The sequence below is a fragment of the Bartonella rattimassiliensis 15908 genome, from assembly GCF_000278215.1.
GTDB classification, from domain to species: Bacteria; Pseudomonadota; Alphaproteobacteria; order Rhizobiales; family Rhizobiaceae; genus Bartonella; species Bartonella rattimassiliensis.
In genome coordinates this window covers 1-24,779 of sequence record NZ_JH725070.1, presented here as the reverse complement: position 1 = coordinate 24,779, position 24,779 = coordinate 1, and the positions used below count along the sequence as shown (strand labels likewise).

General features: G+C 36.5%; 24 protein-coding genes and 1 pseudogene. 11 read left to right on the top strand and 14 right to left on the bottom strand.

Annotated elements, in window-relative coordinates:
- Position 1: 1 nt before the first annotated feature.
- Positions 2-2,575, bottom strand: coding sequence for a type I DNA topoisomerase (topA, locus tag MCY_RS08300; protein WP_007347925.1), 2,574 nt, complete (start codon positions 2,573-2,575; stop codon positions 2-4).
- 264 nt (positions 2,576-2,839) lie between these two features.
- Here topA and MCY_RS09245 point away from each other — a divergent pair, with 264 nt between their 5' ends.
- Complete coding sequence (locus MCY_RS09245; protein WP_007347924.1) at positions 2,840-3,046, top strand: hypothetical protein; 207 nt, start codon at positions 2,840-2,842, stop codon at positions 3,044-3,046.
- On the opposite strand, the gene dprA is transcribed toward MCY_RS09245, so the two are convergent.
- The 4 genes from dprA to MCY_RS08280 are packed head-to-tail and all read right to left on the bottom strand — an operon-like array spanning position 2,976 to position 7,069.
- Positions 2,976-4,187: a DNA-processing protein DprA gene (gene dprA / locus MCY_RS08295; protein WP_007347923.1), complete on the bottom strand. Its 1,212-nt coding sequence runs from the start codon at positions 4,185-4,187 to the stop codon at positions 2,976-2,978. The genes MCY_RS09245 and dprA overlap by 71 nt on opposite strands.
- Complete coding sequence (plsY, locus tag MCY_RS08290; RefSeq protein ID WP_007347922.1) at positions 4,165-4,794, bottom strand: glycerol-3-phosphate 1-O-acyltransferase PlsY; 630 nt, start codon at positions 4,792-4,794, stop codon at positions 4,165-4,167. The genes dprA and plsY overlap by 23 nt, the downstream gene beginning before the upstream one ends.
- An 11-nt stretch (positions 4,795-4,805) precedes the next feature.
- The gene (locus tag MCY_RS08285; RefSeq protein WP_007347921.1) at positions 4,806-6,107 is read right to left on the bottom strand and encodes a dihydroorotase; all 1,302 of its coding nucleotides are present in this window, start codon (positions 6,105-6,107) and stop codon (positions 4,806-4,808) included.
- A complete protein-coding gene (locus tag MCY_RS08280; RefSeq protein WP_007347920.1) occupies positions 6,101-7,069 on the bottom strand; it encodes an aspartate carbamoyltransferase catalytic subunit in 969 nt (322 codons plus the stop codon). The genes MCY_RS08285 and MCY_RS08280 overlap by 7 nt, the downstream gene beginning before the upstream one ends.
- Before the next feature lie 125 nt (positions 7,070-7,194).
- Between MCY_RS08280 and MCY_RS08275 the strand changes: the two genes are divergently transcribed.
- Positions 7,195-8,814 (top strand): acyl-CoA dehydrogenase family protein, encoded by a 1,620-nt coding sequence (locus MCY_RS08275; protein WP_007347919.1) that lies wholly within the window; start codon positions 7,195-7,197, stop codon positions 8,812-8,814.
- Here MCY_RS08275 and ruvX read toward each other — a convergent pair.
- Positions 8,799-9,278: a Holliday junction resolvase RuvX gene (gene ruvX / locus MCY_RS08270; RefSeq protein WP_007347918.1), complete on the bottom strand. Its 480-nt coding sequence runs from the start codon at positions 9,276-9,278 to the stop codon at positions 8,799-8,801. The two genes, MCY_RS08275 and ruvX, sit on opposite strands and share 16 nt — an antisense overlap.
- A 148-nt stretch (positions 9,279-9,426) precedes the next feature.
- Here ruvX and gatC point away from each other — a divergent pair, with 148 nt between their 5' ends.
- A complete protein-coding gene (gene gatC, locus MCY_RS08265; RefSeq protein ID WP_007347917.1) occupies positions 9,427-9,714 on the top strand; it encodes an Asp-tRNA(Asn)/Glu-tRNA(Gln) amidotransferase subunit GatC in 288 nt (95 codons plus the stop codon).
- A gap of 30 nt (positions 9,715-9,744) precedes the next feature.
- Positions 9,745-11,229, top strand: a complete 1,485-nt coding sequence (gatA, locus tag MCY_RS08260; RefSeq protein WP_007347916.1) for an Asp-tRNA(Asn)/Glu-tRNA(Gln) amidotransferase subunit GatA — start codon at positions 9,745-9,747, stop codon at positions 11,227-11,229.
- Positions 11,230-11,323: 94 nt separating this feature from the next.
- Here gatA and MCY_RS08255 read toward each other — a convergent pair whose 3' ends face one another.
- The 5 genes from MCY_RS08255 to MCY_RS08235 form a co-directional block, all read right to left on the bottom strand.
- Entirely contained in the window at positions 11,324-12,034 is a 711-nt protein-coding gene (locus MCY_RS08255) for an ABC transporter ATP-binding protein (protein WP_007347915.1), read from the bottom strand.
- Positions 12,021-12,803, bottom strand: a complete 783-nt coding sequence (locus tag MCY_RS08250; RefSeq protein ID WP_007347914.1) for an ABC transporter ATP-binding protein — start codon at positions 12,801-12,803, stop codon at positions 12,021-12,023. Before MCY_RS08250 ends, MCY_RS08255 begins: the two co-directional genes overlap by 14 nt.
- The gene (locus MCY_RS08245; RefSeq protein ID WP_007347913.1) at positions 12,800-13,858 is read right to left on the bottom strand and encodes a branched-chain amino acid ABC transporter permease; all 1,059 of its coding nucleotides are present in this window, start codon (positions 13,856-13,858) and stop codon (positions 12,800-12,802) included. The genes MCY_RS08250 and MCY_RS08245 overlap by 4 nt, the downstream gene beginning before the upstream one ends.
- The gene (locus MCY_RS08240) at positions 13,858-14,934 is read right to left on the bottom strand and encodes a branched-chain amino acid ABC transporter permease (RefSeq protein ID WP_007347912.1); all 1,077 of its coding nucleotides are present in this window, start codon (positions 14,932-14,934) and stop codon (positions 13,858-13,860) included. Before MCY_RS08240 ends, MCY_RS08245 begins: the two co-directional genes overlap by 1 nt.
- A 115-nt stretch (positions 14,935-15,049) precedes the next feature.
- Entirely contained in the window at positions 15,050-16,183 is a 1,134-nt protein-coding gene (locus MCY_RS08235) for an ABC transporter substrate-binding protein (RefSeq protein ID WP_007347911.1), read from the bottom strand.
- 325 nt (positions 16,184-16,508) lie between these two features.
- On the opposite strand from MCY_RS08235, the gene MCY_RS08230 reads away from it, so the two are divergent.
- The 4 genes and pseudogenes from MCY_RS08230 (at position 16,509) to MCY_RS08215 (ending at position 19,388) form a co-directional block, all read left to right on the top strand.
- Positions 16,509-17,084, top strand: coding sequence for a cold-shock protein (locus MCY_RS08230; RefSeq protein WP_026088013.1), 576 nt, complete (start codon positions 16,509-16,511; stop codon positions 17,082-17,084).
- Between the two features lie 225 nt (positions 17,085-17,309).
- Positions 17,310-17,775: pseudogene (locus tag MCY_RS08225) on the top strand (DUF192 domain-containing protein).
- 41 nt (positions 17,776-17,816) lie between these two features.
- Positions 17,817-18,590 carry an alpha/beta fold hydrolase gene (locus tag MCY_RS08220; RefSeq protein WP_007347908.1) on the top strand — a complete coding sequence of 258 codons (774 nt, stop codon included), beginning with the start codon at positions 17,817-17,819 and terminating at the stop codon, positions 18,588-18,590.
- Positions 18,591-19,175: 585 nt separating this feature from the next.
- Positions 19,176-19,388, top strand: coding sequence for a DUF3126 family protein (locus MCY_RS08215; protein ID WP_007347907.1), 213 nt, complete (start codon positions 19,176-19,178; stop codon positions 19,386-19,388).
- Between the two features lie 45 nt (positions 19,389-19,433).
- Here MCY_RS08215 and radC read toward each other — a convergent pair whose 3' ends face one another.
- From radC to sfsA, 3 genes are read right to left on the bottom strand one after another with little or no spacing between them, the layout of a single operon-like run.
- Positions 19,434-20,228, bottom strand: coding sequence for a RadC family protein (gene radC, locus MCY_RS08210; RefSeq protein ID WP_007347906.1), 795 nt, complete (start codon positions 20,226-20,228; stop codon positions 19,434-19,436).
- A 17-nt stretch (positions 20,229-20,245) separates the two neighbouring features.
- A complete protein-coding gene (map, locus tag MCY_RS08205) occupies positions 20,246-21,076 on the bottom strand; it encodes a type I methionyl aminopeptidase (RefSeq protein WP_007347905.1) in 831 nt (276 codons plus the stop codon).
- Entirely contained in the window at positions 21,069-21,785 is a 717-nt protein-coding gene (gene sfsA / locus MCY_RS08200; RefSeq protein ID WP_007347904.1) for a DNA/RNA nuclease SfsA, read from the bottom strand. Before sfsA ends, map begins: the two co-directional genes overlap by 8 nt.
- Before the next feature lie 249 nt (positions 21,786-22,034).
- Here sfsA and MCY_RS08195 point away from each other — a divergent pair, with 249 nt between their 5' ends.
- From MCY_RS08195 to rpsD, 3 genes are all read left to right on the top strand, one after another.
- Positions 22,035-22,871 carry an RNA methyltransferase gene (locus MCY_RS08195; protein ID WP_007347903.1) on the top strand — a complete coding sequence of 279 codons (837 nt, stop codon included), beginning with the start codon at positions 22,035-22,037 and terminating at the stop codon, positions 22,869-22,871.
- Positions 22,864-23,688, top strand: coding sequence for a glutamate racemase (murI, locus tag MCY_RS08190; protein ID WP_007347902.1), 825 nt, complete (start codon positions 22,864-22,866; stop codon positions 23,686-23,688). The genes MCY_RS08195 and murI overlap by 8 nt, the downstream gene beginning before the upstream one ends.
- 169 nt (positions 23,689-23,857) lie before the next feature.
- Positions 23,858-24,475 carry a 30S ribosomal protein S4 gene (gene rpsD / locus MCY_RS08185; RefSeq protein ID WP_007347901.1) on the top strand — a complete coding sequence of 206 codons (618 nt, stop codon included), beginning with the start codon at positions 23,858-23,860 and terminating at the stop codon, positions 24,473-24,475.
- Positions 24,476-24,779 lie beyond the last annotated feature (304 nt).

The window sequence follows — 24,779 nt, the reverse complement described above, 5'->3', positions numbered from 1 at the left end:
TTTATGTCTCTTTTGTTTTCGCTTTTGTTTTGGAAGAAGCTTTTTTTGAAGTTGTTTTTTTACTCGATATTTTAGCTGATATAAGTTCTAATGCCTCTGGAAGCGTTACACTAATGGGATCTTTCTCTTTTGGCAATGTTGCATTAACTTTACCCCAATTGACATAAGGACCATAACGTCCATGGCGCACGGTAACAGGTCCTCCTTCTGGATGCTCCCCTAATGTTGCCAATGCTGCAGATGTTGTTCTGCTTTGCTTGATTTTATTTTCTTGTTGTTCTGCCAATACTGTAACAGCGCGATTGATGCCAATATCAAAAACTTCATCTGCATAAAGAAGACGCGCAGATTTTCCATTATGACTAAGATAGGGACCATATCGTCCAATTGTCGCTGTGATTATTTTGCCAGTTTCAGGATGAATGCCAATTTCACGGGGAAGGGATAGTAAAGCCAAGGCTTTTTCAAGAGTTATATGATCTGCCTGCCATTCTTTTGGTAGTCCTGCACGCTTAACTTCTTTGCTTTCACCTAGTTGAATATAAGGACCAAAACGACCATTGCGAAGAGAGATATCTTTTCCTGTTTCAGGATCAATACCAAGCATAATAGGTTCATCATTGCGCACTGCTTCATTATCTTCTTCTGTATCTGTACCAAGTTGGCGTGTGTATTTGCAGTCAGGATAATTGGAGCAGCCAACAAAAGCACCATAACGACCGAGTTTTAATGATAATTGACCATTTTTACAAAGAGGACAGGAACGAACATCACTTCCATCTTCGCGTTTAGGAAAGGCGAGGGGGGCTAATGTTACATTTAAAATATCAAGGACATTGGCAATACGAAGTTCTTGGATATTGCTAATAGAGGCATTAAATCCATCCCAAAAATTCCGTAATACGTCTTTCCAAGAAAGTTTGCCATCAGATATAAGATCCAGCTTTTCTTCAAGATCTGCTGTAAAACCATATTCTACGTAGCGATTAAAGAAATTTTCAAGAAAGGCCGTAACAATACGTCCTTTAGCATCAGGAATAAGTTTCCGTTTATCAATGATAATATATCCACGGTCACACAATGTCGCTAATGTAGAGGCATAAGTTGAAGGACGGCCAATTCCTAATTCCTCAAGTTTTTTAATTAATGAAGCTTCAGAATAGCGGGAAGGAGGCTCTGTGGTATGTTGGATAGATTCAACTTTTTCTTTTGTAAGGTCTTCACCTGTGTTTATTTGTGGTAAACGAGTTGATTCATTTTCTTCATTATTTTCTTCATTTTGTTGATCGGTATAGACGGAAATAAAGCCATCAAAGCGAACAACAGATCCTGTTGCCCGTAGATTTGCACGCTCTTCTCCTTGCTGTGCTTCAATTTCAACGGTTGTACGTTCAATTTCAGCAGAACGCATTTGACTGGCAATAGCGCGTTTCCATATCAGTTCATAAAGCTTTGCTTGATCACTATCGAGAAAATTACAGATTTGGTTCGGGGTGCGTTGAAAATCTGTTGGGCGGATAGCTTCATGTGCTTCCTGTGCATTTTTTGCCTTTGTTGAATAAAAACGCGGTTTTTCAGGAATATAGTCGTTTCCAAAAGATTCATGAATAACTTTTCGTGCTTCTTCAATGGCTTCTGGTGCTATTTGTACACCATCAGTACGCATATAAGTAATAAGTCCTGCCATTTCACCATTAATTTCAATTCCTTCATAAAGCTTTTGGGCAATTTGCATTGTGCGAGAAGCTGAAAAGCCTAGTTTTGAAGAAGCCGCTTGTTGTAGTGTAGAGGTTGTAAATGGAGGAAAAGGATTTCTCTTTGTGGGTTTTGCTTCAACACTGAGTGTATGATATTGAGCTTTCTCCAACATAAGGCGAATTTGATCTGCCTGTTCTTGAGATTGAATATCAAGTTTACCAATTTTCCTTTGATTAAACATCGTCAATCTTGCTTGGAAACTATCATTCCGAATGGTTTTTAACTGTGTTGTAATGGACCAATAATCTTCTTTGATGAAATGTTCTATTTCTGATTCACGGTCACAAATAATACGCAAAGCAACCGATTGAACGCGACCAGCAGAACGAGCACCAGGGAGCTTACGCCATAAAACAGGTGAAAGTGTAAAACCAACAAGATAATCGAGAGCCCGGCGTGCAAGATAAGCATCGACAAGTGATGTATCAATATCACGTGGATTGTTCATAGCATCAAGTACAGACTTTTTAGTGATAGCATTGAAGACAACTCTTTTAATAGGTTTATCTTTTAAAACTTTTTTTTGACGAAGAACATCTAGAATATGCCATGAAATAGCTTCCCCTTCACGATCAGGGTCTGTTGCTAAGATGAGGCTATCGGCTTCTTTAACGGCTTTTGCTATTTCATTTAAACGCTTAGCAGAAGCAGAATCTACATCCCACTTCATAAAAAAATCTTGATCCGGTAGAACGGAACCATCTTTTGCAGGCAAATCACGAACATGTCCAAATGATGCGACAACTTTATATTGAGATCCAAGATATTTATTAATTGTTTTTGCTTTTGCTGGAGATTCAACGATAACGATATTCATAATTTTACCCAAATATTGAAATAAAAAACTTTTTTATAAACTCCTTTCACGCAAATAGCTAATGGCAATTGCTTAAGAGCACATAAAAAATATTAGCCATATAAAAAACATGAATATTATGCAACTTATGATTGTTATTATTAGAATACACCCTATATAGAATTACACGATTTATTTTCCACTGTTATTACAAAAACATACGGCGAAATACTAAGATAACGTCTATTGAGAAGTAGGAGGGGAAATGCTCAAGGATAGAAGATTATGTTTATAAATCATTTAAAAGTTATCCAATATATTACAGACATGTCAAAGCAAATGAATCAGATGGCGCGACAAGCGCATAGTCCGCTTTTAGCATTGCTTTTGGATATGGTTGCCAAAGAAGGGCAAAGCATTATTAATAGCGCTGAGGCTCTTGGAGAAGATCAAAATTCGACAATGACACATAACCACCAGAGTGTCGAATAAGCTTTCCAGCAAGATCTAATTCTACTAACAACAGGTAGAGAGTTGGAAGTGAAACACCGGAATGGGTACTAAGTGTGTCTAAGTCAATTGGAGTTGTTGAAAGAGCAGAGAGGACTGCAGTACGTTCTGCGTCATTTCCTGTCAAGGAGGTATTGCTGTTTTTTTCATCTGTTGAATTAAAATTATCCTTTTCAAGCTGTAAAGAGGGGGGCTCTTCAAAAAAATTGAGTTGGGAATTTGGAAGTGGTGGAACTAATGGTGTAAGTGTTTCTATGATGTCAGAAGGATGTGTGGTGAGTAGTGCTCCATTCTTGATAAGGTTATTTGTACCAACAGATCGGGGATCAAGTGGGGAACCGGGAATAGCAAAAATTAACCGTCCCATTTCAGTGGCTTGTTGTGCAGTAATTAAGGATCCTGAGCGTAGTGCTGCCTCTACAACTAAAAGGCCAAGAGATAAAGCTGCAATAATACGGTTTCTTCTTGGAAAATCGATAGCGCGCGGTTTCCAAGAGATGGGCATTTCACTGATAATAGCACCACCGTTAGCAATGATATCTTCGTACAACTTTTTATTTTCAGGGGGATAGATATGATCAATTCCGCCAGCCATTACTGCAATAGTTCCTGTTTTTAAACTTGCTTGATGCGCAATGCTATCAATTCCACGAGCGAGCCCAGAAATTGTTATAAAATCCGCTTCTCCAAGAAAGTGTGCAAATTGAGCAGCAAGTTTTTTGCCAGCGGCTGAGGCATTTCGAGACCCTATAATTCCAATAGAAGTTTTTTGAAAAACTGAAACGTTGCCTTTTATAGCAATAAGCGGCGGGGATGCGTCTGTTACCTTAAGAAAGGCTGGATAATCCGGTTCTCCCATAGCGATAAACCGAATACCTAATTTTTCAGCTTTTTGCATTTCTTTTTCTGCTTCTTCTAAGCTTACTATCTTAATAGATGCAGAATTACCTCCTTTTCTACTAAGTTCAGGAAGCGCTGCTAGAGCGTTTTCTGCTGTTTTATAATGATTAATGAGATTGCGAAAACTGACAGCCCCAACATTTTCACTACGCAATAACCGTAACCAGCTTAGACGTTGACGATCAGTAAGAAGAATGCCTTTATTTCTCTCCGTGCGTACCAATCTTACTTTCTTCCCCAATTAATAATCTACCGATATTCGTATAATGTTTTATGAACACCAATACACTCATCACGATTAGCATACAACAGAAATAAGAATCAGAAAAATGAAAAACAAATATTGGCGTAATAGTAACAGCAGCAAGGGCAGATAACGAAGAATAACGCATGAGGAGAAAAAATGTTATCCATACAATAATGAAAATAATTGCTGCGGGCCAGTAGACTCCTAAGCAAACACCCAGATAGGTCGCAACACCTTTGCCACCTTTAAATTTAAGCCATATGGGAAAAAGATGTCCTAAAAAAGCAAAAAAACCTGCTAGAAAAATCACGACTCTATGGTCTAGTGGAGCATTAAAAAAATTTATAACGAAAACAACGACAGCTCCTTTTAATATATCACAAAGAAGTGTCAGAGCAGCAACTCTTTTGTTTCCTGTTCGTAAAACATTTGTCGCTCCAATATTACCAGAGCCAATAGTTCTTACATCGCCAAGTTTGGCTAATCTCGTAAAAAGAAGACCAAATGGAATCGAGCCAATGAGATAAGATATTAGGAAAATAAACCATGGAGTGGACTGAAAAAATATTTCTGCTTCATTCATTCAAAATCTCATTAAATTTTTTGATCAAGTTTAAAAACAGATTTTCCTTTTACAAAGGTTTGGAGCACGCGCCCTTGAAAATGTGCATTCTCAAAAGCCGTATTTTTCGAACGTGAATACAGTCTTTCTGTAGAAACAACCCATGGATCTTCAAGATCAACCACAATAAGGTCTGCATGAGCACCTTTCTTTAATGTTCCTGCATCGAGTTCAAAAAGTTTTGCAGGTGTCGTAGACAAAAGTTCAGTTATCCGTAGAAGAGATAAGCTCTCATCATGATAGAGGCGTAAGGCTGCGCTCAATAAGGTTTCCATGCCAATAGCGCCAACCGCTGCATCATTAAATGGTAAATGTTTTGTGTCTTTCCCCTGAGGATCATGGGAAGAGACAATAATATCTATCGTTCTATCTTTTATTGCTTCAATCATTGCTATACGGTCTTCCTCTGTACGCAATGGAGGCATGAAGCGAAAAGAGGTTCGATATTGGCCTATATCATTTTCATTAAGAGATAAGTGATTAATAGATACACCAGCTGAAATTTTCTCGCTACGTTTTTTGCCTAAACGCACTGCATCAGCAGAGAGTGCTGTCGATATCTGTGTGGCATGATAGCGTGTTTGCGTTAATGCTGCTAATCGGAGATCCCTTTCAAGTGGGATAACTTCTGCTTCGCGGGGGATGCCAGAAAGACCAAGCCAACTAGCGAGCAATCCTTCATTCATCACACCTTGTTCGGTAAGATCTTTATCTTGCGTTTCATGCATCAATGGAACATCAAAATCGCGTGCATAGGTCATTGCACGCCGCATAACAGATGCATTTTGAAGTGTTTTTTTTCCTTCACTAACAGCGACAGCTCCTGCATCCTTAAGCAGACCAAATTCAGTTATCTCTTGTCCATTGAAGCTTTGTGTAATTGCAGCAACAGGATAAATATTAACCAATGACATTTCCTGTGCAGTGCGCGTAATAAATTTAACAAGTGCCACATTATCAATGACGGGATGCGTGTCAGGCATCATCAGAAAGGAAGTAATCCCCCCTGCTGCGGCCGCTTGACTTGCAGATGCAATTGTTTCACAATTTTCATTTCCTGGCTCTCCAACAAAAACGCATGCATCTACAAGACCAGGAAGAATTGCTTTATTTTGTGCATTAATAACTTCTGCTTCTTCAGGCGTTCCCTGATTCAGGGCTTCTTTCCCAGCAGCTGTAATCAATCCATTTTCCACAATGACTGTACCAATTTCATCGATTACACGTGAAGGATCAATAATACGGGCATTTTGAAAAACAATTGGTTTTAACATTTTTTTTCTCCACTGATCTTCAAGTGTGAATCCAATAAAGCCTCCATGACCGCCATGCGCACTGCAATTCCCATTTTTACTTGTGTGTGAATCATACTTTGTGGTCCATCTGCTACATCGGAAGCAATTTCTACACCACGGTTTATAGGGCCAGGATGCAGAATAATGCAATCGTTTTTGGCATAAGCTAAATTTTCTTTATGTAAGCCAAAATAATGAAAATATTCACGCGTGGAGGGAATAAAAGAACCCGCCATCCGTTCATGCTGTAAACGTAACATCATGATAACATCAGCATCTTTAAGGCCTTCTTTCATCGTGTTAAAAACCTCAACACTCATATGAGTGATTGCTGTGGGTAAGAGTGTTGAAGGAGCAACAACACGAACATGAGCGCCCAAAGCATTAAGACTGAGGATATTGGAACGCGCGACACGGGAGTGTAAAATATCTCCGCAAATTGCAACAGTTAATCCTTCAATATGACCTTTTGCCCTTTTAATGGTTAGAGCATCTAATAAAGCTTGAGTTGGATGTTCATGAGCGCCATCACCCGCATTAATGACACAACAATCAACCTTTTGCGCTAATAAAGCTGCTGCTCCCGCACTGCTATGGCGAAAAACCAGTATATCTGGATTCATGGCATTAAGAGTTGTAGCTGTATCAAGTAATGTTTCCCCTTTTTTCACTGATGAATTACCAATCGCGACATTCATCACATTGGCTCCTAACCTTTTGCCCGCTAATTCAAAAGAAGACAGTGTTCGCGTAGAAGCTTCAAAAAAGAGATTAATTTGAGTCCGTCCGAGCAAGGTAGATTTCATTTTATCAATTTTGTTAGAAAAGATAACATTTGCTTCTGCCCGATCAAGCAATGTATTAAGGTCTTGTACACTCAGATCTTTAATAGCTAATAGATGTTGATGAGGAAAAAGTGGAAAAAATTTATCTTGCATCATAGCATTCTTCTTTATCTCTCTCTAAACAGGTTAAACAAGTATTTGTTTGAATATGATAAATGTTTCTTAACTCTAAAAAGACAAATAGTCTATGATATGAATGATTTGAATAGTGGAATATACCTATGAGTGCTGTATCTGCGCAAAATACTCGTCGAAAAAATACATTTCTTAGTGATACGCTTATGTTTCGTATGGCCTCTATTTTGCCTAAGTCTTTGTTAGCAAGTTTTGAAGAGATAGGAGATTTTGCAGCAAGCCGAGAGGCATGGCACCTTTCTTGCTCAGCGAATCGCTATAAGCCTTTATTGTGTTATAATGATGAATGGGGGCACCCAATGGAAAGATTAGAAATACATTCTTCCTATCAAGCCCTTCAACAATATTCTAGGCAAACGGGATTGGTTACTTCACTTTGGGAAAATACAAGCTCAGAAAATGGGGTACGCTATCAAGCGCGTGCGATTCGTTTAGCTTTATCTGCTGGTTTAGAAACAGGACATTTGAATGAAGTTATTATAACAAGCGCAGCGATTGCTGTCTTAATTGGTGATATTGAGCTTTTTAAAAAGTGGCAAAATGTACTTTTATCACGCCAATATGATTCCTCATCAAAGCCTATTCATCATAAAAAGGCTGCTTCTCTGACTTATGCATTTGATGATATGGAAAAATACGCTTTCAATTTTCCAAGTGTTAAGAAAATTTCTTTTGATGAAAATATGGGACGTGATCTGTATCGTTTAAATGTTGTAAAAACCAATGTTATTAATCCTACAGCTGATGGATATCTTGTTAGTGCAGATTTAGATGGTCATTTAAGTTGTTTTTTCGTTCCACGTATACAAGAAAATGGCTTATTAAATGGATTCATATCGATTCGTCATTTAATTCAGCGTTCTGGAGAACTTTTAACGCCTGAGGGAGTTATTGATTTTCAAGGTAGTTATGGCTGGCTTTTGGGGAATGCTGGAGAAGGACTTAAAGTTATTAAAGATATCGAGACGATGATGCGTTTCGATCAGTCTGTTATATCGGCAGGTGTTTTGCGAGCGGCTCTTCAATTTGGCATAGATTTTTTCCGGAAAAAAATGCCAAATCAGCCTTTACCACCACTAACAGAACGTATTTTTGCAGATATTGCATTAGATATTGCAGCTTCACAAGCATTGGTTTTGCGTTTAGCACGAGCATTTGATAATGCAGCAAATGACCGTTCTGAAGCAGCTTTTGCCCGCATTATGACACCTATTATTGCTTATCACGTTAGTCAATTGGTTGTGCCTATTATTGGCGAAATTATTGCACAACTTGGTATTGAAAGCTTTATAGAGAATAATCCATTATCGCAAATGTTGCATAATGCGCCTGCGCGGACTGTGAGAAATAGTTCTGCCAATCAATTGGTCAGGGATACCATTCTTATTGCAGAAAAAGCACCGAGTTTATTTCAGAAACTATTAGAAAGAATTGCTCTTGATATCGGACCAGCGGGGCCAAGAGCAATTGAAATTATTAAGTCTGCAGGTGATATGGCATCAGCAAATGAGGGAGCAGGAAGGTTTTTTGTTGAACAAGTAGCCTATGCCGCCGCCGCCGCATCATTATGTTCTACGGATATAGAACATGTTGCAAATGCCTATATGGAAAGCCGCCTTGGAGGACAGTGGAGATCTTCATACGGGATGCTTATTGCTCGATATAATGCCGGGCATTTGCTCAATGTCCTCTATCCTTCCATATGATGAAAATTTTCAATTCTATTGAGAGCGCTTTGCAATATAAAAGCAGCAGCTGCTGAATCAATTCTGCTTGCTCTTTTAGCGCGTGAGACATTCATTTCTAAAAGAAAGCGTTCTGCGGCAATTGTTGATAAGCGTTCGTCCCAAAAAACAAATGGAATTTTTGTATAAGCTCTCATATTGCTTACAAAAGCTCTGGTTGCTTGAACACGCGAACCACTGCTTCCATTCATATTAAGAGGTAAGCCAATGATAATAACTCCCACATTTTCACGGTTTAAAATTTTAATAAGTGTATGCGCATCTTCTATAAATTTTTTCCGCTGTAGTACAGGACGTGGATTTGAAATCATTAGTCCCATATCAGAAATCGCAATTCCAATTGTTTTTGTCCCTAAATCTAAGCCCGCTATGGTTTGTCCAGGCAAAAGATGTGTCATCACTTCATTTATATTAATAACAGTCATAGGGATTATAATGCATTTTTTAACGTTTTAGATCTATAGTTATCTTCTTTATTCATGTTATCTAATATTCTTGCGCTTGCAAGCGTAGACTTGTATAGCTAAAATAAAAATCAATAAATAAACAAAAAAACAGAAAGGCGTAAAGAGTATGTCTGTTGATCAAGAAACCGTCAAACGGGTAGCACATTTGGCAAGAATTGCCATCCACGATGACGAGATGGAACATATGACAAAAAGATTCAACGCTATTTTAGGTTTTGTAAAGCAATTGAATGAAGTTGATGTCACTGGAGTTGAACCATTAACATCTGTGATACCGATGACTCTAAGGGCGCGTGAAGATAATGTTACAGATGGCAATAAAGCAGCAGATATTGTCGCCAATGCACCTGTTGCAGAAGAAAATTTCTTTCTTGTCTCAAAAATTATTGAGTAACTTTTATATTTTTGAAATTTGAGAACCAATATGACTGATTTAACAACCCTTACAATTGCACAAGCTCGTGGTGCTTTAGTAAAGAAAAAGCTCAAAGCAACGGAATTAACAGAAGCTTATTTACAAGCAATAGAATTGGCTAATCCAACTTTGAATGCTTATGTAACAATAACAGCAGAACAGGCAAGAAAAATGGCTGCTGAATCAGAGTGCCGTTTGGCAAAAGGGCAGGGAAGGCTTTTGGAAGGAATTCCCTTGGGGATTAAAGATCTTTTTGCAACCTATGGTGTTCATACGCAAGCTTGTTCACATATCCTTGATGGTTTTAAACCGCACTATGAATCAACTGTCACTGCTAATTTATGGCAAGATGGTGCGGTAATGTTAGGAAAGCTTAATATGGATGAGTTTGCTATGGGCTCCTCCAACAAAACATCATATTATGGTCCTGTTATTAATCCATGGAGAAAAAAAGGCTCCAATGAAAAACTCGTTCCCGGTGGTTCTTCAGGAGGATCAGCTGCTGCTGTTGCTGCACAAATTTGTGCTGGTGCAACAGCAACAGATACAGGGGGATCAATACGTCAACCAGCGGCTTTTACGGGGACTGTAGGGATAAAACCAACTTATGGTCGTTGTTCACGGTGGGGTGTTGTCGCATTTGCTTCATCGCTTGATCAAGCAGGCCCTATTGCTAGAGATGTTCGGGATTGTGCTATCTTACTCAGATCAATGGCCTCTTTTGATGAAAAAGATTCTACTTCCGTGAATTTACCAGTTCTTGATTATGAAAGTTATCTTGGAAAATCAATCAAAGGAATGAAAATTGGTATTCCAAAAGAATATTACCTAGATGAAATGTCTCAAGAAATTATTGAGCTTTGGCAAAAGGGAATAAATTGGCTCAAAGAAGCAGGAGCTGAGATTAAGGATATTTCTTTACCTCATACAAAATATGCTTTACCTTCTTATTATATTATAGCTCCTGCGGAGGCATCATCTAACTTAGCGCGTTATGATGGTGTGCGTTTTGGTTTGCGCGTACCTGGAAAAGACATCATTGAGATGTATGAAAATACGCGTTCTGTCGGTTTTGGTGATGAAGTCAAGCAACGTATTTTGCTTGGTACTTATGTTCTTTCTTCTGGTTACTATGATGCCTATTACATGAAAGCTCAAAAAGTAAGAACACTCGTAAAACATGATTTTGATCAGTGTTTTGATGCAGGTATTGATGCTATTCTTACACCAGCAACACCAACATCTGCTTTTGGTATTGCTGATGAAAAAATAAAAAATGATGATGTAGCAATGTATCTTAATGATATTTTTACTGTACCGGTTAATATGGCTGGGTTACCAGCAATCTCTGTTCCTGCTGGTCTATCATCCAATGGTTTACCCCTAGGATTGCAATTAATTGGTAAACCTTTTTCTGAAGAAGTTATTTTTCAGATAGCGCACATTATTGAACAGGAAGCAGGTGTGTTTTGTGCAGAAAAGTGGTGGATATAATCATCAAATTTCACAAAAAAACATTTCTCATTAAATAGAGAGATGCTTTTAAAAAAGAGAAGGGGAAAAGTTATATTGACTTAATTCGTAGCCTTTAGCCGCCAAGATAGGCTTCTTTAACACGCGGATCAGAAAGCATAGTTTTTCCTTCACCGTGAAATAAAATACGTCCTACTTCTAAAATATAAGCATAATCAGCTATGGAAAGTGCAGCAAATGCATTTTGTTCAATAAGAAGAACAGTTTTTCCCATATCATTAATTTTTTGAATAATCGAAAAAATTTCCCGAACGAGAAGGGGGGCTAATCCCAACGAGGGCTCGTCTAATATAACCATATCAGGATTACTCATAAGTGCGCGACCTACAGCAATCATTTGCTGTTCTCCACCTGACATAGTGCCTCCCAACTGTTTTGATCTTTCACGTAGACGTGGAAAAAGCTCAAATATCCATTCAATATCACGGGAAACTCCCTGTTTATCGTGACGGATATAAGCCCCTAGGTGGAGATTCTCTAAAACAGTGAGATGGGGCATGATACGTCGTCCTTCAGGACTTAGAGCTATACCTAATCGCAAAATCTCTTCTGGTGTTTTTTTTATAATTGATTTGCCATTATAGGTAATTTCTCCATAAACAGAGCGATTTAGTCCTGTAATAGAACGTACAATACTACTTTTTCCTGCACCATTGGCTCCAATTAAAGTAACAATACTTCCCTTTTTTATGGACATAGAAAGATTTTGGACAGCTTTAATGGCACCATAGTGAACGTGAAGATTTTTTATTTTAAGAATATTCATAAACATCTCCGCCAAGATAAGCTTCAATAACTTTAGGGTTATTGCGAATTTCATCAGGTGTGCCATTGGCAATGCAACGACCATATTCCATAACCAAAATATGTTGGCAAAGCCCCATAACTACTTTCATATCGTGTTCAATAAGAAGAATTGTAAGATCAAAGTCTTTTTGCACTTTTTCTATGAATTTTCTAAGGTCTTCACTTTCTTGTGGATTCATACCTGCAACAGGCTCATCAAGAAGAAGCAATTTTGGTTTTGTGGCTAAAGCACGTGCAATTTCTAGACGTCTCTGCACACCATAAGGTAAAGCCGTTGCTAATTGACTGGCAAGATGGTCGAGTTGTAGTTGTTCAAGAAGCTCCATGGAATTTCTATAAACTTCCTTTTTTTCTTTCAATGCATTTGAAAAAAATAAAGTGGAAGAAAACCAAGGATATTTTTGCCGAACATGCGCTCCTACCATAACATTTTGCAAAACCGTTAATCCTGAGAAAAGACGGATATTTTGAAATGTCCGAGCAATATGGCGTCTGCAGATAATATAAGGAGGTGCTCCAGAAATTTTTTTCTCATCAAAAAGAATGGTGCCACTTGTAGGGGTATAAAATCCAGAAATCATATTGAAAACTGTTGTTTTCCCAGCACCATTGGGACCAATTAATCCAGTAATACTTCCTCGTTTAATGGCCATGTTAATATTATTGACAGCAACTAATCCGCCAAAACGCATTACGATCTCATTGAGTGAAAGGATGGTGTCGTTCATAGCTTTCCCTCAGTATTAGAAAGCTTTTTGCGTGTCAAAAAGCTATAAATTCCATCCCATGAGAATTCATGTTGTCCCATCAATCCTTTTCTCCAAAACAAGATAATGACTAGTAGTAAAAGAGAAAAAACAACCATACGAAGTCCTGGTGTTTCTGGAATATGTATAAAACCTAAGTCAAATGGACTTTCAATAATACGAAGCCATTCAAGCATGACTGTAATAATAATGCTGCCAATAATGCTTCCGGTAATTGAACCAAGACCACCAGCAACAACAATCATCAAAATATTAAAAGTCATAAGAAAATTAAACATTTTTGGATCAATAGTTGAAATAAGAGCAGCTGTTAATGCTCCACCTATACCTGCAAAAAATGCTCCAATAGTAAATGAAAAACTACGGTAGAAAAAAGCGTTAATTCCCATAGTTTTTGCAGCTATTTCGTCATCACGAATAGCACGTAATACATTACCAGTATTGCTTCGCAGTAAGAGGACAATAAAGAGAACCGTAAATGCTAACCAACCATAGTTCCACCATAATGTTGCATTTTGAGGTATTCCTTTTATTCCCAAAGAGCCATTTGTGAGCGATGTTGCGTTCGTAATGATAATGCGAATAATTTCTGCAAAACCCAATGTTGCAATTCCAAGATAATCACCACCAAGACGTAATATTGGCAAAGCAATCAATAAACCGATAACTGCAGCACACAAACCACTAACAACAACAGCGACAAAAAAAGGTAACTGCAGATGATATAATGGTTCAGCGATAGGCTCAAGAATCCACATCATCTCTTTTTGTTCAGGAGAAAGAAGTAAAACTGCGCAGACATAAGCACCAATGGCCATAAAACCTGCATGTCCAAGAGAAAACATGCCTGTAAAACCGTAAATCAAATTGAGCGAAATTGCTAATATCGCATTAATAGCAATCAGATTTATGATACGAAGTGTATAGTCATTAAACTGCTTATCAGCATAAAATAAAAAACCTACAAAAACTAAAATACTGATACACGATAAAAAAGTTGTCACTGACTTTGTCATTAGATTTTCTCCTGACTTTTTTTACCCATTAATCCCGTGGGCAATACCAATAAAATCAGAATCAATAAAATGAAAGCGAAGGCATCTCGATATCCAGATAGCGCGGGAAAAAATGCAATAATCATAATTTCAATAAACCCTAATAATAGTCCTCCCAACATCGCTCCTGGTATAGAACCAATACCTCCGATAACGGCAGCTATAAATGCTTTAAGACCAGGAAGAACTCCCATATAAGGCTGAATTTGAGGATAGCGTAAAGACCACATAATACCTGCTATAGCAGCAAGTGCTGAGCCTATTCCAAATGTAAATGCAATGACTTTATTGACAGACACACCCATCAAACGCGTTGTTTCAATATCATGGGAGATTGCACGCATGGCAAGCCCCGGCTTTGTTTTATGGATAATCCATAACAATAATACGATAAGAATCAACGATACAACGGGAACAATCAGAGACATAGGGGCAATTCTAATAATACCCTCTGCTTCTGATCCTAAACGCCATAAAAATGGTGTTACAAGAAAATCTGGCTGTTTTACACCTTTAGGAACACCACTAAAGAGTACAGTAGCAAGATTTTCAATAAAAAAAGAAACACCGATTGCACCGATAAGTGCCGAGATACGTGGAGCATGGCGGAGGGGTTTATAAGCAAGTTGATCAACAGTAATACCTACTGCGCTTGTAATAAAAACGGCAAAACAAAGAGCTAAAACCCAAATCGGTGTAAAATCTTGTGGAGAAATTTTAAAATAATAAACAAATCCTAATACAAAAATTAAAAAAGCAGCAATCCAATAAATTGTAGGGCGTTTTTTAAATCCTATAAAGACTGAGTAATAAATAAGAACAGCAAGGAATAAAAGAAGAATTGCAGCCCAAGCAGGCATAAAACTAATTGTGGAAAAGAAAACAAAATATGCTCCCAACATAAAGATGTCACCGTGAGCAAAATTAATGAGTCTCAGTATACCGTAGACCATAGTGTAACCAATAGCGATAAGACCATAAAGAGATCCCAATGCTAATGCATTAAAAAAATACTGGATGAACATTTCAGTGCTCATCTCTCATCCTTCCCACATTTGTTAATTTACATAGAATAATAAAAATTTTCTAAGTCTTTGGTTGAGAAAAAATCTCTCAACCAATTTTCACATTTTAATAAGTACAAACCTTAAATTAAAAAGCAGGCTTAACTTCTTCTAAATAAACACGTTTTCCATCTTGTATTTTTATGATGCCAATAGGAATTCTAGGGTTATGATTTTCATCCATTGACATATCACCAAAAGGGGTTGGAAAATCCTTTAATTCGCTAAGCGCGATAGTAATTTTCTCACGATCAGCACTACCAGCACTTTCAATAGCTTTCATAAACATCATATAACTCGTGTATCCTAAAACAGAATTGATATTTGGTTTTTTGTCAGGATAGGCTTCTTTCCATTCTTTTGTAAATTCTTGCGCAGCTATTGACATATTTGGCATATCCTCACTGTAGGGAAGTGTCGTATGTAAAAAACCTTCTGCAGCTTTTCCTGCAATCGTAATAGTTTCTGGATTATCCATAGCATCTCCACCCATAATTTGAAATTTCGCCCCTAATTCTCGCGCTTGTTTCATGATAATGGCACCTTCAGAAAAATAAGATGGAATGAATAAAACATCAGGTTTTTGTGCAATAATTTGTGTGAGAACAGCTGAAAAATCTTGATCTCCAGAATTATAGTTTAAATTTGAGATAACTTCACCACCTAATTTTTTGAAAGCACGCGTAAAATAACTTGAAAGACCAATAGCATAGTCGCTTGAAATATCTTTAAGAATAGCAACTTTTTTCGCATGTAAAGTTTGCTTTACATAAGTTGCAATTCCTATCCCTTGATAGGGATCAATAAAGCAAGCGCGAAAGTAATATTTTTTACCCTGTGTAACAAGAGGATTCGTTGAAGAAGTTGTGATGGTTGGAGTCTTCGCTTTTTCAGATATTTCACCACCCGCCAATGAGAGTGAAGAACCATAGCTACCAATGATTCCACTCACTTTCTCACTTGCTGTTAAACGCATAACAGCATTAGCTGCTTCTACTTTATCAGACTTATTATCAATAATAACAAGCTCCACTTTACGGCCTAAAATTTCTGGGAATTTTTTATGGGCTAATTCTATACCTCTGATTTCAAGCTGACCGCCAAAGGAATTTTGACCACTTAATGGAAGATAAACACCAATTTTAATAGGTTCATTTGCACAAACATTTATTGTAAATGCTATGAATGCCATAATTGTGGTAAGGATTCTCTTTAATTGCATTGCGCATTTTCCTTAATTGAATTGTTGTCTTTGCACCTTATATTGAACTTCTTTATCATGCAAGTTACACATTAATGAAAATATCATTGCGTAAAAAACTTTTATTTTATATGACCTCTTTTGTAGGATACCATTTGTAAGATATGTAAAGCGTACAATCAAACAGTTTTATAAGTTCATGTTGATATTCTCTGATGTTAACATAGAAGATATGACAATATGGGGAAATCTTATCTTGGGGCTTGCGTGTTGGTACAAGAGCAATGTTTACTTAAATTCAGAGAATCAATATCGTACAATTTATAAGCTACAGGATCACGTTATTATGACGAGTAAGGATACAGTAAAGGATTGTTCCCTATCTGAAAATAGTATAAGTACTTGTGGGGAAATTATTGAAATAAGTGGTGTCATTAAGTGGTTTGATGGTAGTAAGGGGTATGGATTTATTGTACCTGATTTACCTCATTTCCCCGATATATTATTGCATGTTACGGTAATGCGAAGGGATGGTTTTCAAACAGCTTTGGAAGGAGCTAAAGTTGTTTGTGCTGTGGAGAAAACTGAACGAGGATTAAAGTGTGTCCAAGTGAAGTCTATAGATTGTTCTTCAGCAGTTCATCCATCAGAAGTTCCAGCCCGTACCCATGTTGTTGTTACTCCAGAAAGTGGCTTAGAACGTGCAATTGTTAAATGGTTTAATCGTGATAAAGGTTTCGGTTTTCTTAGTCGTGGCCAAGGAACAGAAGATATTTTTATTCATATGGAAACATTGCGCCGTTTTGGTTTAGCTGAGCTTCGCTCAGGCCAAGTTGTTCTTGTACGTTTTGGTAAAGGGAAAAAAGGTTTAATGACAGCAGAGATTTATCCCGATATAGGTATTCCTTTTTCTACACATTAAAATTGCTACGCACCAAATTTCATTCGTAAGATCGGTGTGTTTTCTGTATTTTTTTGATGATTATTGCATAAATAGCTATACGAAGTAAATCATTCAGAATGAATCTATAAACTAAATAAAAAGAATTGCGCGTATTGCATTGAAGAATCGGAAAAGTAAAGAACAACTCTTAACTTTTTTATTTTAAAAACAAAATTTAAGACTTTTCTGTGATGGAGTGTGAGAATGTTAAAGCCTTTTAAAAAGGGGCATATTGTTTCATCGATAATACTGTTTATGTTAAAATATACGTTGTTGTAACAAAAAAAGCCGTGGAGATTCCTGTCCGTCCAATTTCCTTAGAAATACATACAAAGCAAGGTACAATTTCCTATAATGTAGAAATTGTTTTGACGCCATCTCAAGTGGCAGCTGGTTAATGTATCGGATTGATTTTCCACGCAATTGTGCAATGTACTTTGAAGTAGCAAAAAAGGTATCAATCGGAAGATGAACAGGTATTTTTTATGTGGATGGCAAATATGCCTTTACCATTAGGTGTGATTTTTTTAAATTCTGGGGAGTTATTGTGTCAATTATTGAAAACACTTCTCCATTTTCAACAAACACCATTTCATCAGGGGTTCTTGCTGCTTTTGCACTTGAAATTAATGCTGGTGAAGTTTCTGAAAAAAAGATACAAAAAGGATAACGTATTATTCATTCCGTACTTTGTAGAAAGTGCAATAAAAAATGACAGCTGAAAATATTCGTTTTTTTGAATATGATGGTTTGCGATTTGCTTATCGAGAAGAAGGACAAGGCGTACCTATTTTATTAATTCATGGTTTTGGATCTTCTGCGTGGATGAATTGGTATGCAACGGGTTGGTTTCGCATTCTCACTGAAGCAGGATATCGTGTTATTGCTCTTGATAATCGTGGTCACGGAGATTCAGTTAAAAGTTATGATCCTTCTTTTTATACACCTCAAGCTATGGCTGGCGATGCGGTAAAGTTACTACAGCATTTAGAGTTAACTAAAGCCCATGTTATGGGATATTCTATGGGAGCTCGTATTAGTGCTTTTATGGCTCTTTTGCATCCAACATATGTGAACAGCGTTATTTTTGGTGGTTTGGGTATTGGTATGGTAACAGGAGCTGGAAATTGGGAGCCTGTCGCTGAGGCTCTTCTAGCGAAAGATATTTCTACCATTACCAATACGCGTGGTTTAATGTTTCGTAAATTTGCAGATCAAACAAAAAGCGATAGGCGTGCTTTAGCTGCTTGTATTATCACATCAAAACAGGAATTAACAGCATCTGAAGTTTATAAAATTAAACAACCTACACTTGTTGCCGTTGGCTCATTAGATGAAATTGGTGGTGCTGCAGAGCCATTAGCAGCTTTATTACCTTGTGGTGAAGCTTTATCAATTCCTGATCGAGATCATATGCTTGCTGTCGGCGATAAAGTTTATAAAAAAGCTGTTATCGATTTTCTTTCGCGTTATCCTATAAGATAAGAACTCTTCATAGATTTTAGCATTAAAAAATATCTAATATTTTTTTAGAAATATTTTTATTTTATAGAAACTGAAAGCTTATTTAAAAAAACTCTATTGTAACATAAGTTTTTATAAAAAATAGGGAGAGAAATAAGCTCTTATTAGCTTATTTTGTATATTTTTTAGAGATGTAATTTTTAAAAGTGTAGAAGATTATATTTTAAAGACCGTTAAAAAGAGTTATTTTTGAATGATATAATAATATTTTTTACTAAAAAATGTAGGTTTAAATAAACAAGTATTGCTATTTAAATTTTTCTCCCGAATATACATCATAAATGTAAATGCTAAAATTGGAGATAAAGTAAAATTATTAAAAATATACAGTTCTCTACCATTCTTTAATTTATACAAGTATATTTAATAAGGATAGACTCCTTTTGTAAAAGCTCTTTATAGATGTATAAAGAGAGCATTGTAAATATATGTAAAATTAAGTGAATATTCGGAATAAGTTTTTTACTGTCTTTACAGAATCATAGGAGTGTTTTATTCCCACGACACATAATTTTTTTAATCGTCTCAAAAAAATAGGAGAGCATAGTGAATGCTGATGAAATAAAAAAACTTGATAATTATTTAAAAAATACATTCCAAAACTCAGCATTGCAAGTTAAAGCACGACCTAAAAAGGATGATTCTTGTGAAGTGTATATGGGGGATGAGTTTTTAGGCATTATCTATCGAGATGAAGATGAGAATGAGTTATCCTATAACTTTTCAATGGCTATATTAGATATTGATTTAGAAAATTGATTCGTTATTTATAGTTTAATGAAGTCTTTTTTCATTCTATAAAGTTTATATAAGTTTCAATGCCTTAAAGCTCGTATGATTATTTCGTGCAATAATAAGATGATCATGGATAGTAATGCCTAATGCGTTTGCTGCATCTTTTAATCTGTATGTCATGGTTATATCTGCATCAGAGGGAGTGGAATCGCCAGAAGGGTGATTGTGGACTAAGATAAGTCCAGATGCGGATAACTCTAAAGCTCGAGAAATAACTTCACGAGGATAAACAGGGGTATGATCAATGGTTCCAGTTTGTTGTACTTCATCAGCAAGTAAACCGTTTTTCTTATCGAGAAATAAAATACGAAATTGTTCACGTGTTTCGTGAGCCATAACAGCTTTACAATAAGCTAATACTTTATCCCATGATGAGAAAATATCGCGTTTAAATAATTGTGCACGAGCAAGACGTCCAGCAACATCTGAAATAATTTTTAAATCAATTGCAGTTGCTGGACCACATCCTTGAACTTCTTGAAGTCTGTGAATATCGGCGCCCAATACATCAGCTAATGAACCAAAACGTGCTATTAAATTTTTAGCTATAGGTTTTGTGTTTGCGCGAGGTATTGTGCGAAAAAGCAATAATTCAAGATATTCATAATCTTCAATTGCATTTCCTTTTGATTTTAAATAGCGTTTCCGGAGGCGTTCACGATGTCCTTGATAATGTTTATGGAGCAGTACATTTTTCTTCAGCTCTTCACTTTTTCTTTCTGATACTGGGGTGAGTGGAGAACTCGATGTTAACGCAAAGTGATTACTTTGGGTATCTTCCTTTTGATCTAATTTTTTAGCCATAACATCTCTACATTGTATTAGATATGCGAATTGGGAATATAAAAAATATTTTTAGGAGATTGTGTAAATATTTCATATCCTTCATTTGTGACACCAATTGTATGTTCATATTGTGCTGACAAAGAGCGATCACGGGTAACGGCAGTCCAACCGTCAGATAAAATTTTAACTTGTGGTTTACCAAGATTAATCATAGGTTCGATAGTAAACATCATACCTTGTTTTAACTCGATTCCTTCGCCAGGGATTCCATAATGGAGGATATTAGGTGCATCATGAAAAAGCTGACCAATTCCATGCCCGCAAAAATCCCTTACAATTGAGCATCGTTCAGATTCTGCATACTGTTGAATGGCTGCACCAATATCACCTGTCGTTGCTCCAGGCTTAACAACAGCGATTCCTTTCATAAGACTTTCATAAGTTATTTTAAGCAGGCGTTCTGCAGCACGTCTGATTTTTCCAACAGGATACATTCGGCTTGAATCTCCATGCCAACCATCAAGGATAAAAGTTACATCAACATTCACAATATCGCCTTCTTGCAAAGGTCTTTTATTGGGAATACCATGACAGACAACGTGATTGATAGATGTACAACATGAATGGCTGTATCCATGATAATTTAGATCGGCAGGAAAAGCCCCTCGCTTAATACCAAAAATGAATACAAAATCATCAATTTCTTGCGTAGTAATACCCGGTTTAATAATATCCGTAAGCGCATCAAGGCATTCTGCAGCAATACGACCAACTTCACGCATTTTAGCAAAAGCATACTCATCGAAAATGCGGATTTTTCCATTAAATTTTAAAGGAATTGTATTATATTCAATATACTCAGTCATTGTTTCTTCTGTTTTCTATTTTTACTCTTTGAATCGGAAAAATGCCTTCTACACTTACATGACACTTTAAAGCATAACATTCTACCCCTGATTTTAATGCTAAATCAAACTTACGTCCATAGAGTGGATCAAGATCATGACAAATTGTAAAAGCTGTACAATCTTCTCGTTGAATAATATAAAGCATAGCAGCTCGTTTTCCTTGTTGTACGATTTGCATGAGTTCTTCAAGGTGACGTGCACCACGTTTTGTTTCGGTATCAGGAAATTCTGCTAATCCTTTTTTACGAATAAAATGAACATTTTTGACTTCTAGGTAACAATCAGGAAGGATGTCATCATGTAAAAGAAAGTCAATTCGTGATTTTGTTCCATAGCGTTGTTCTTTTAATATTGTTTTATATCCACTTAATTCTGGTAGTAATCCGTTTTGAAATGCTTCTAATGCAAGTTTATTTGGTAAAGTGGTATTTATGCCAATCAAAGTATTATCGGCTTCAACAATTTCTAATTGATAGGCATATTTTCGCTTGGTGTTGTTATGATATGAAAGCCAAATATTAGAATTGAAAGCTGTTAATCCAAGCATTGATCCTGTATTAGGTACTGATACGGTGAAGACATGTTGATCATCTTGTGTAACATCTGCAAGAAAACGTTTATAACGACAGATAAGTTTCGCAGGAAAAAGTTTGGGAATAAAGTACATATTTCTTTTTTAGGATTTATAATTTTATAATTCAACTGAGATTATGACTTATAGGGGCTGTTACCTCCTAAATAAGATAAAATTGATGTAAAAAACGTTATGATATATTATATAAATTGTTGTAAATTCTATAACTCATTTTAATAGCTTTTAAAATTTATTATTAAAAAGCATTAGAGTATTTTGAAGAAGATTGCGTTAAAAAAAACAACGGATTAAGAGCATAAGAAGTAAAGCTAGGTAGTATTGATGGCTGGAACAAATAAAAATCGTAAAAATTTAACGAATGGTCCCATTATTATTTTAGTTGAACCGCAGCTTCCTGAAAATATTGGTATGGTCGCAAGAGCAATGGCAAATTTTGGGCTTGCTGAGCTTCGATTAGTCAAACCTCGAGAAATATTTCCGAATGAAAAAGCCAGAGCTGTTGCAAGTAAAGCTGATCATGTCATTAATAACACTGTAATTTTTGATACATTGCGTGATTCAATTGCAGATTTGCACTATGTTTTTGCCACAACAGCACGTGAAAGATGTGGATTTAAAACTGTAAAAAGTGCTGTCGAAGCAGCAAGCATACTGCGTCAACGTGAAAGTATCGGACATAAAACAGCTATTGTCTTTGGAAGAGAAAGATGGGGACTAGAAAATGATGAAATTAGCCTTGTCGATGAAATCATTACTTTTCCAGTTAATCCTGCTTTTGCATCACTTAATATTGCACAAGCGGTTCTTTTAATGTCTTATGAATGGATGAAAACAAGTCTAGAGAATGTGAGCGATACAGCATTTCGTGCCAAGAAAATGAAACCTGCGAATAAAACAACGTTTCATGGTTTTTTATCGCAATTAGAAGAGGCTTTAGATATCCGTGGGTATTTTAGACCTTCAGAACGCAAAGGAGTAATGCTTGCAAATTTGCGCTCTGTTTTTACGCGCGCTAACTTTAGCGAATCCGAGATTCGCTTATTGCGAGGCGTTGTATCTTCATTGGATTATTTTTCACCACAATACCCACGAGGAAGTGGAGCACCTGAAGAGCGCGATCGCAAAAAATTAAAAACAAATGTGAAAACTGATGGATGAGCGGCCTGTTCTTTTTTTTGATAGTGGTATTGGTGGTTTAACTATATTAAGGGAAGTACGTGTTCTTATCCCTGAAATGCAATTTATTTATGTAGCTGATGACGCGGGATTTCCTTATGGTAATTGGGAAGAAAATGTTTTAAAAAAACGTATTTCAACAATTTTTACAAATCTTTTAACACGCTATGAACCCACCTTATGTGTAATTGCTTGCAATACCGTTTCTACACTAATGATGAAAGATTTACGACAAAATTTTCCTCATGTTCCTTTTGTAGGAACCGTTCCTGCAATTAAATTAGCTGCTGAACAAACGAAGTCTGGTCTTATTTCTGTATTAGCAACCCCTGGAACAGTTAAACGTGCTTATACAAATGAATTAATTAACTCTTTTGCTAGACAGTGTCATGTCAAGCTTGTAGCAAGCGAAAAACTTGCTAGATTTGCTGAAGATTATTTGCGGGGAAAATCTATCGATTTAGAAGAATTAAGGAAAGAAATTCTGCCATGTTTTGTGGAAAAAGATGGAAAATATACTGATATTATTGTATTAGCCTGCACACATTATCCTTTTTTGATTAACTTCTTTCGTGAACAAGCTTTATGGTCTGTTGAGTGGATTAATCCAGCGAAAGCTATCGCCAAACATACCAAATCATTATTGCCATTGTCGGGAAAAATATATCAACAACCCATAAAAAAATATCAAGATTTTGCCTTGCTAACATCAAAAAATATTACTTCTTCAACAGAGTATTTGTTAAAAGAATTTGGCTTAAAACTTATGAAAGGAGTTGACTTTGGGATACTAAATTAATAAAGTTACCTCAGCTTTTTCGTTCAAGAAAATGGCATTATTTAACGTGTCCCGTGGATAACTTAGCATTAATGTTAAGCTATTCTGTCAGTTTTTAGTATCTAAAGGCAGAGGAGGGCGCGTTTCCTTGGGGTCTTAAGATCTCGTGTTTTATTTTAAAGGAAATGCGATGAGTAAACGCGAAACAACAAAGTATAAAATTGACCGTCGTATGGGAGAAAATATTTGGGGTCGTCCGAAATCTCCTGTCAACCGGCGTGATTATGGTCCAGGTCAGCATGGGCAGCGTCGTAAAGGAAAACTTTCTGACTATGGGGTGCAATTGCGCGCTAAACAGAAGTTGAAAGGCTTTTATGGAGATATTTCAGAAAAGCAATTTCATAAAACTTATATGGAAGCTTCTCGTCGGCGGGGTGATACGGGTGAGAATCTTATCGGTCTGTTAGAATCTCGTTTGGATGCTGTTGTGTATCGGGCAAAATTTGTGCCTACGATTTTTGCTTCTCGCCAATTTATTAATCACGGTCATGTTAATGTAAATGGGCGGCGCACAAATATTCAATCGTATCGCTGTAAACCAGGCGATGTTATTGAGGTTCGAGAGAAATCAAAGCAACTTGTTTTGGTTTTAGAGTCAGTACAATTAGCAGAACGTGATGTCCCTGATTATATTGAAGCAGATCATAAACAGATGAAAGCAACTTTTACACGTATTCCTGCTTTTGCAGATGTTCCTTATGCTGTGCAAATGGAGCCTAATTTAGTCGTTGAATTTTATTCTCGATAGTTTTTCTATGGGAGAAATTGTTTTTCTTTTATATTATTATAGCTTCAAGGTATTGTTTTTTTACAATTTTTGGAGTTAATAAGTGTTTTTTGTGAATGGTTCTATATTAAGTTTGTTGCTATATTTTATAGTAATAGATTTATATAGTTCCATTTCTTTTTTATGTGTCTAATTTATAAATTCAAAAAACAAAATGTAAGCTTGCTTTCTCCAACCAAGAAGTGAAAGGTATTTTAGGGACAGCGCGCCCGATTAGCTACTTTGATGGGGAAATTGATCATGAGGCAAACCGTCTCAATCAAGC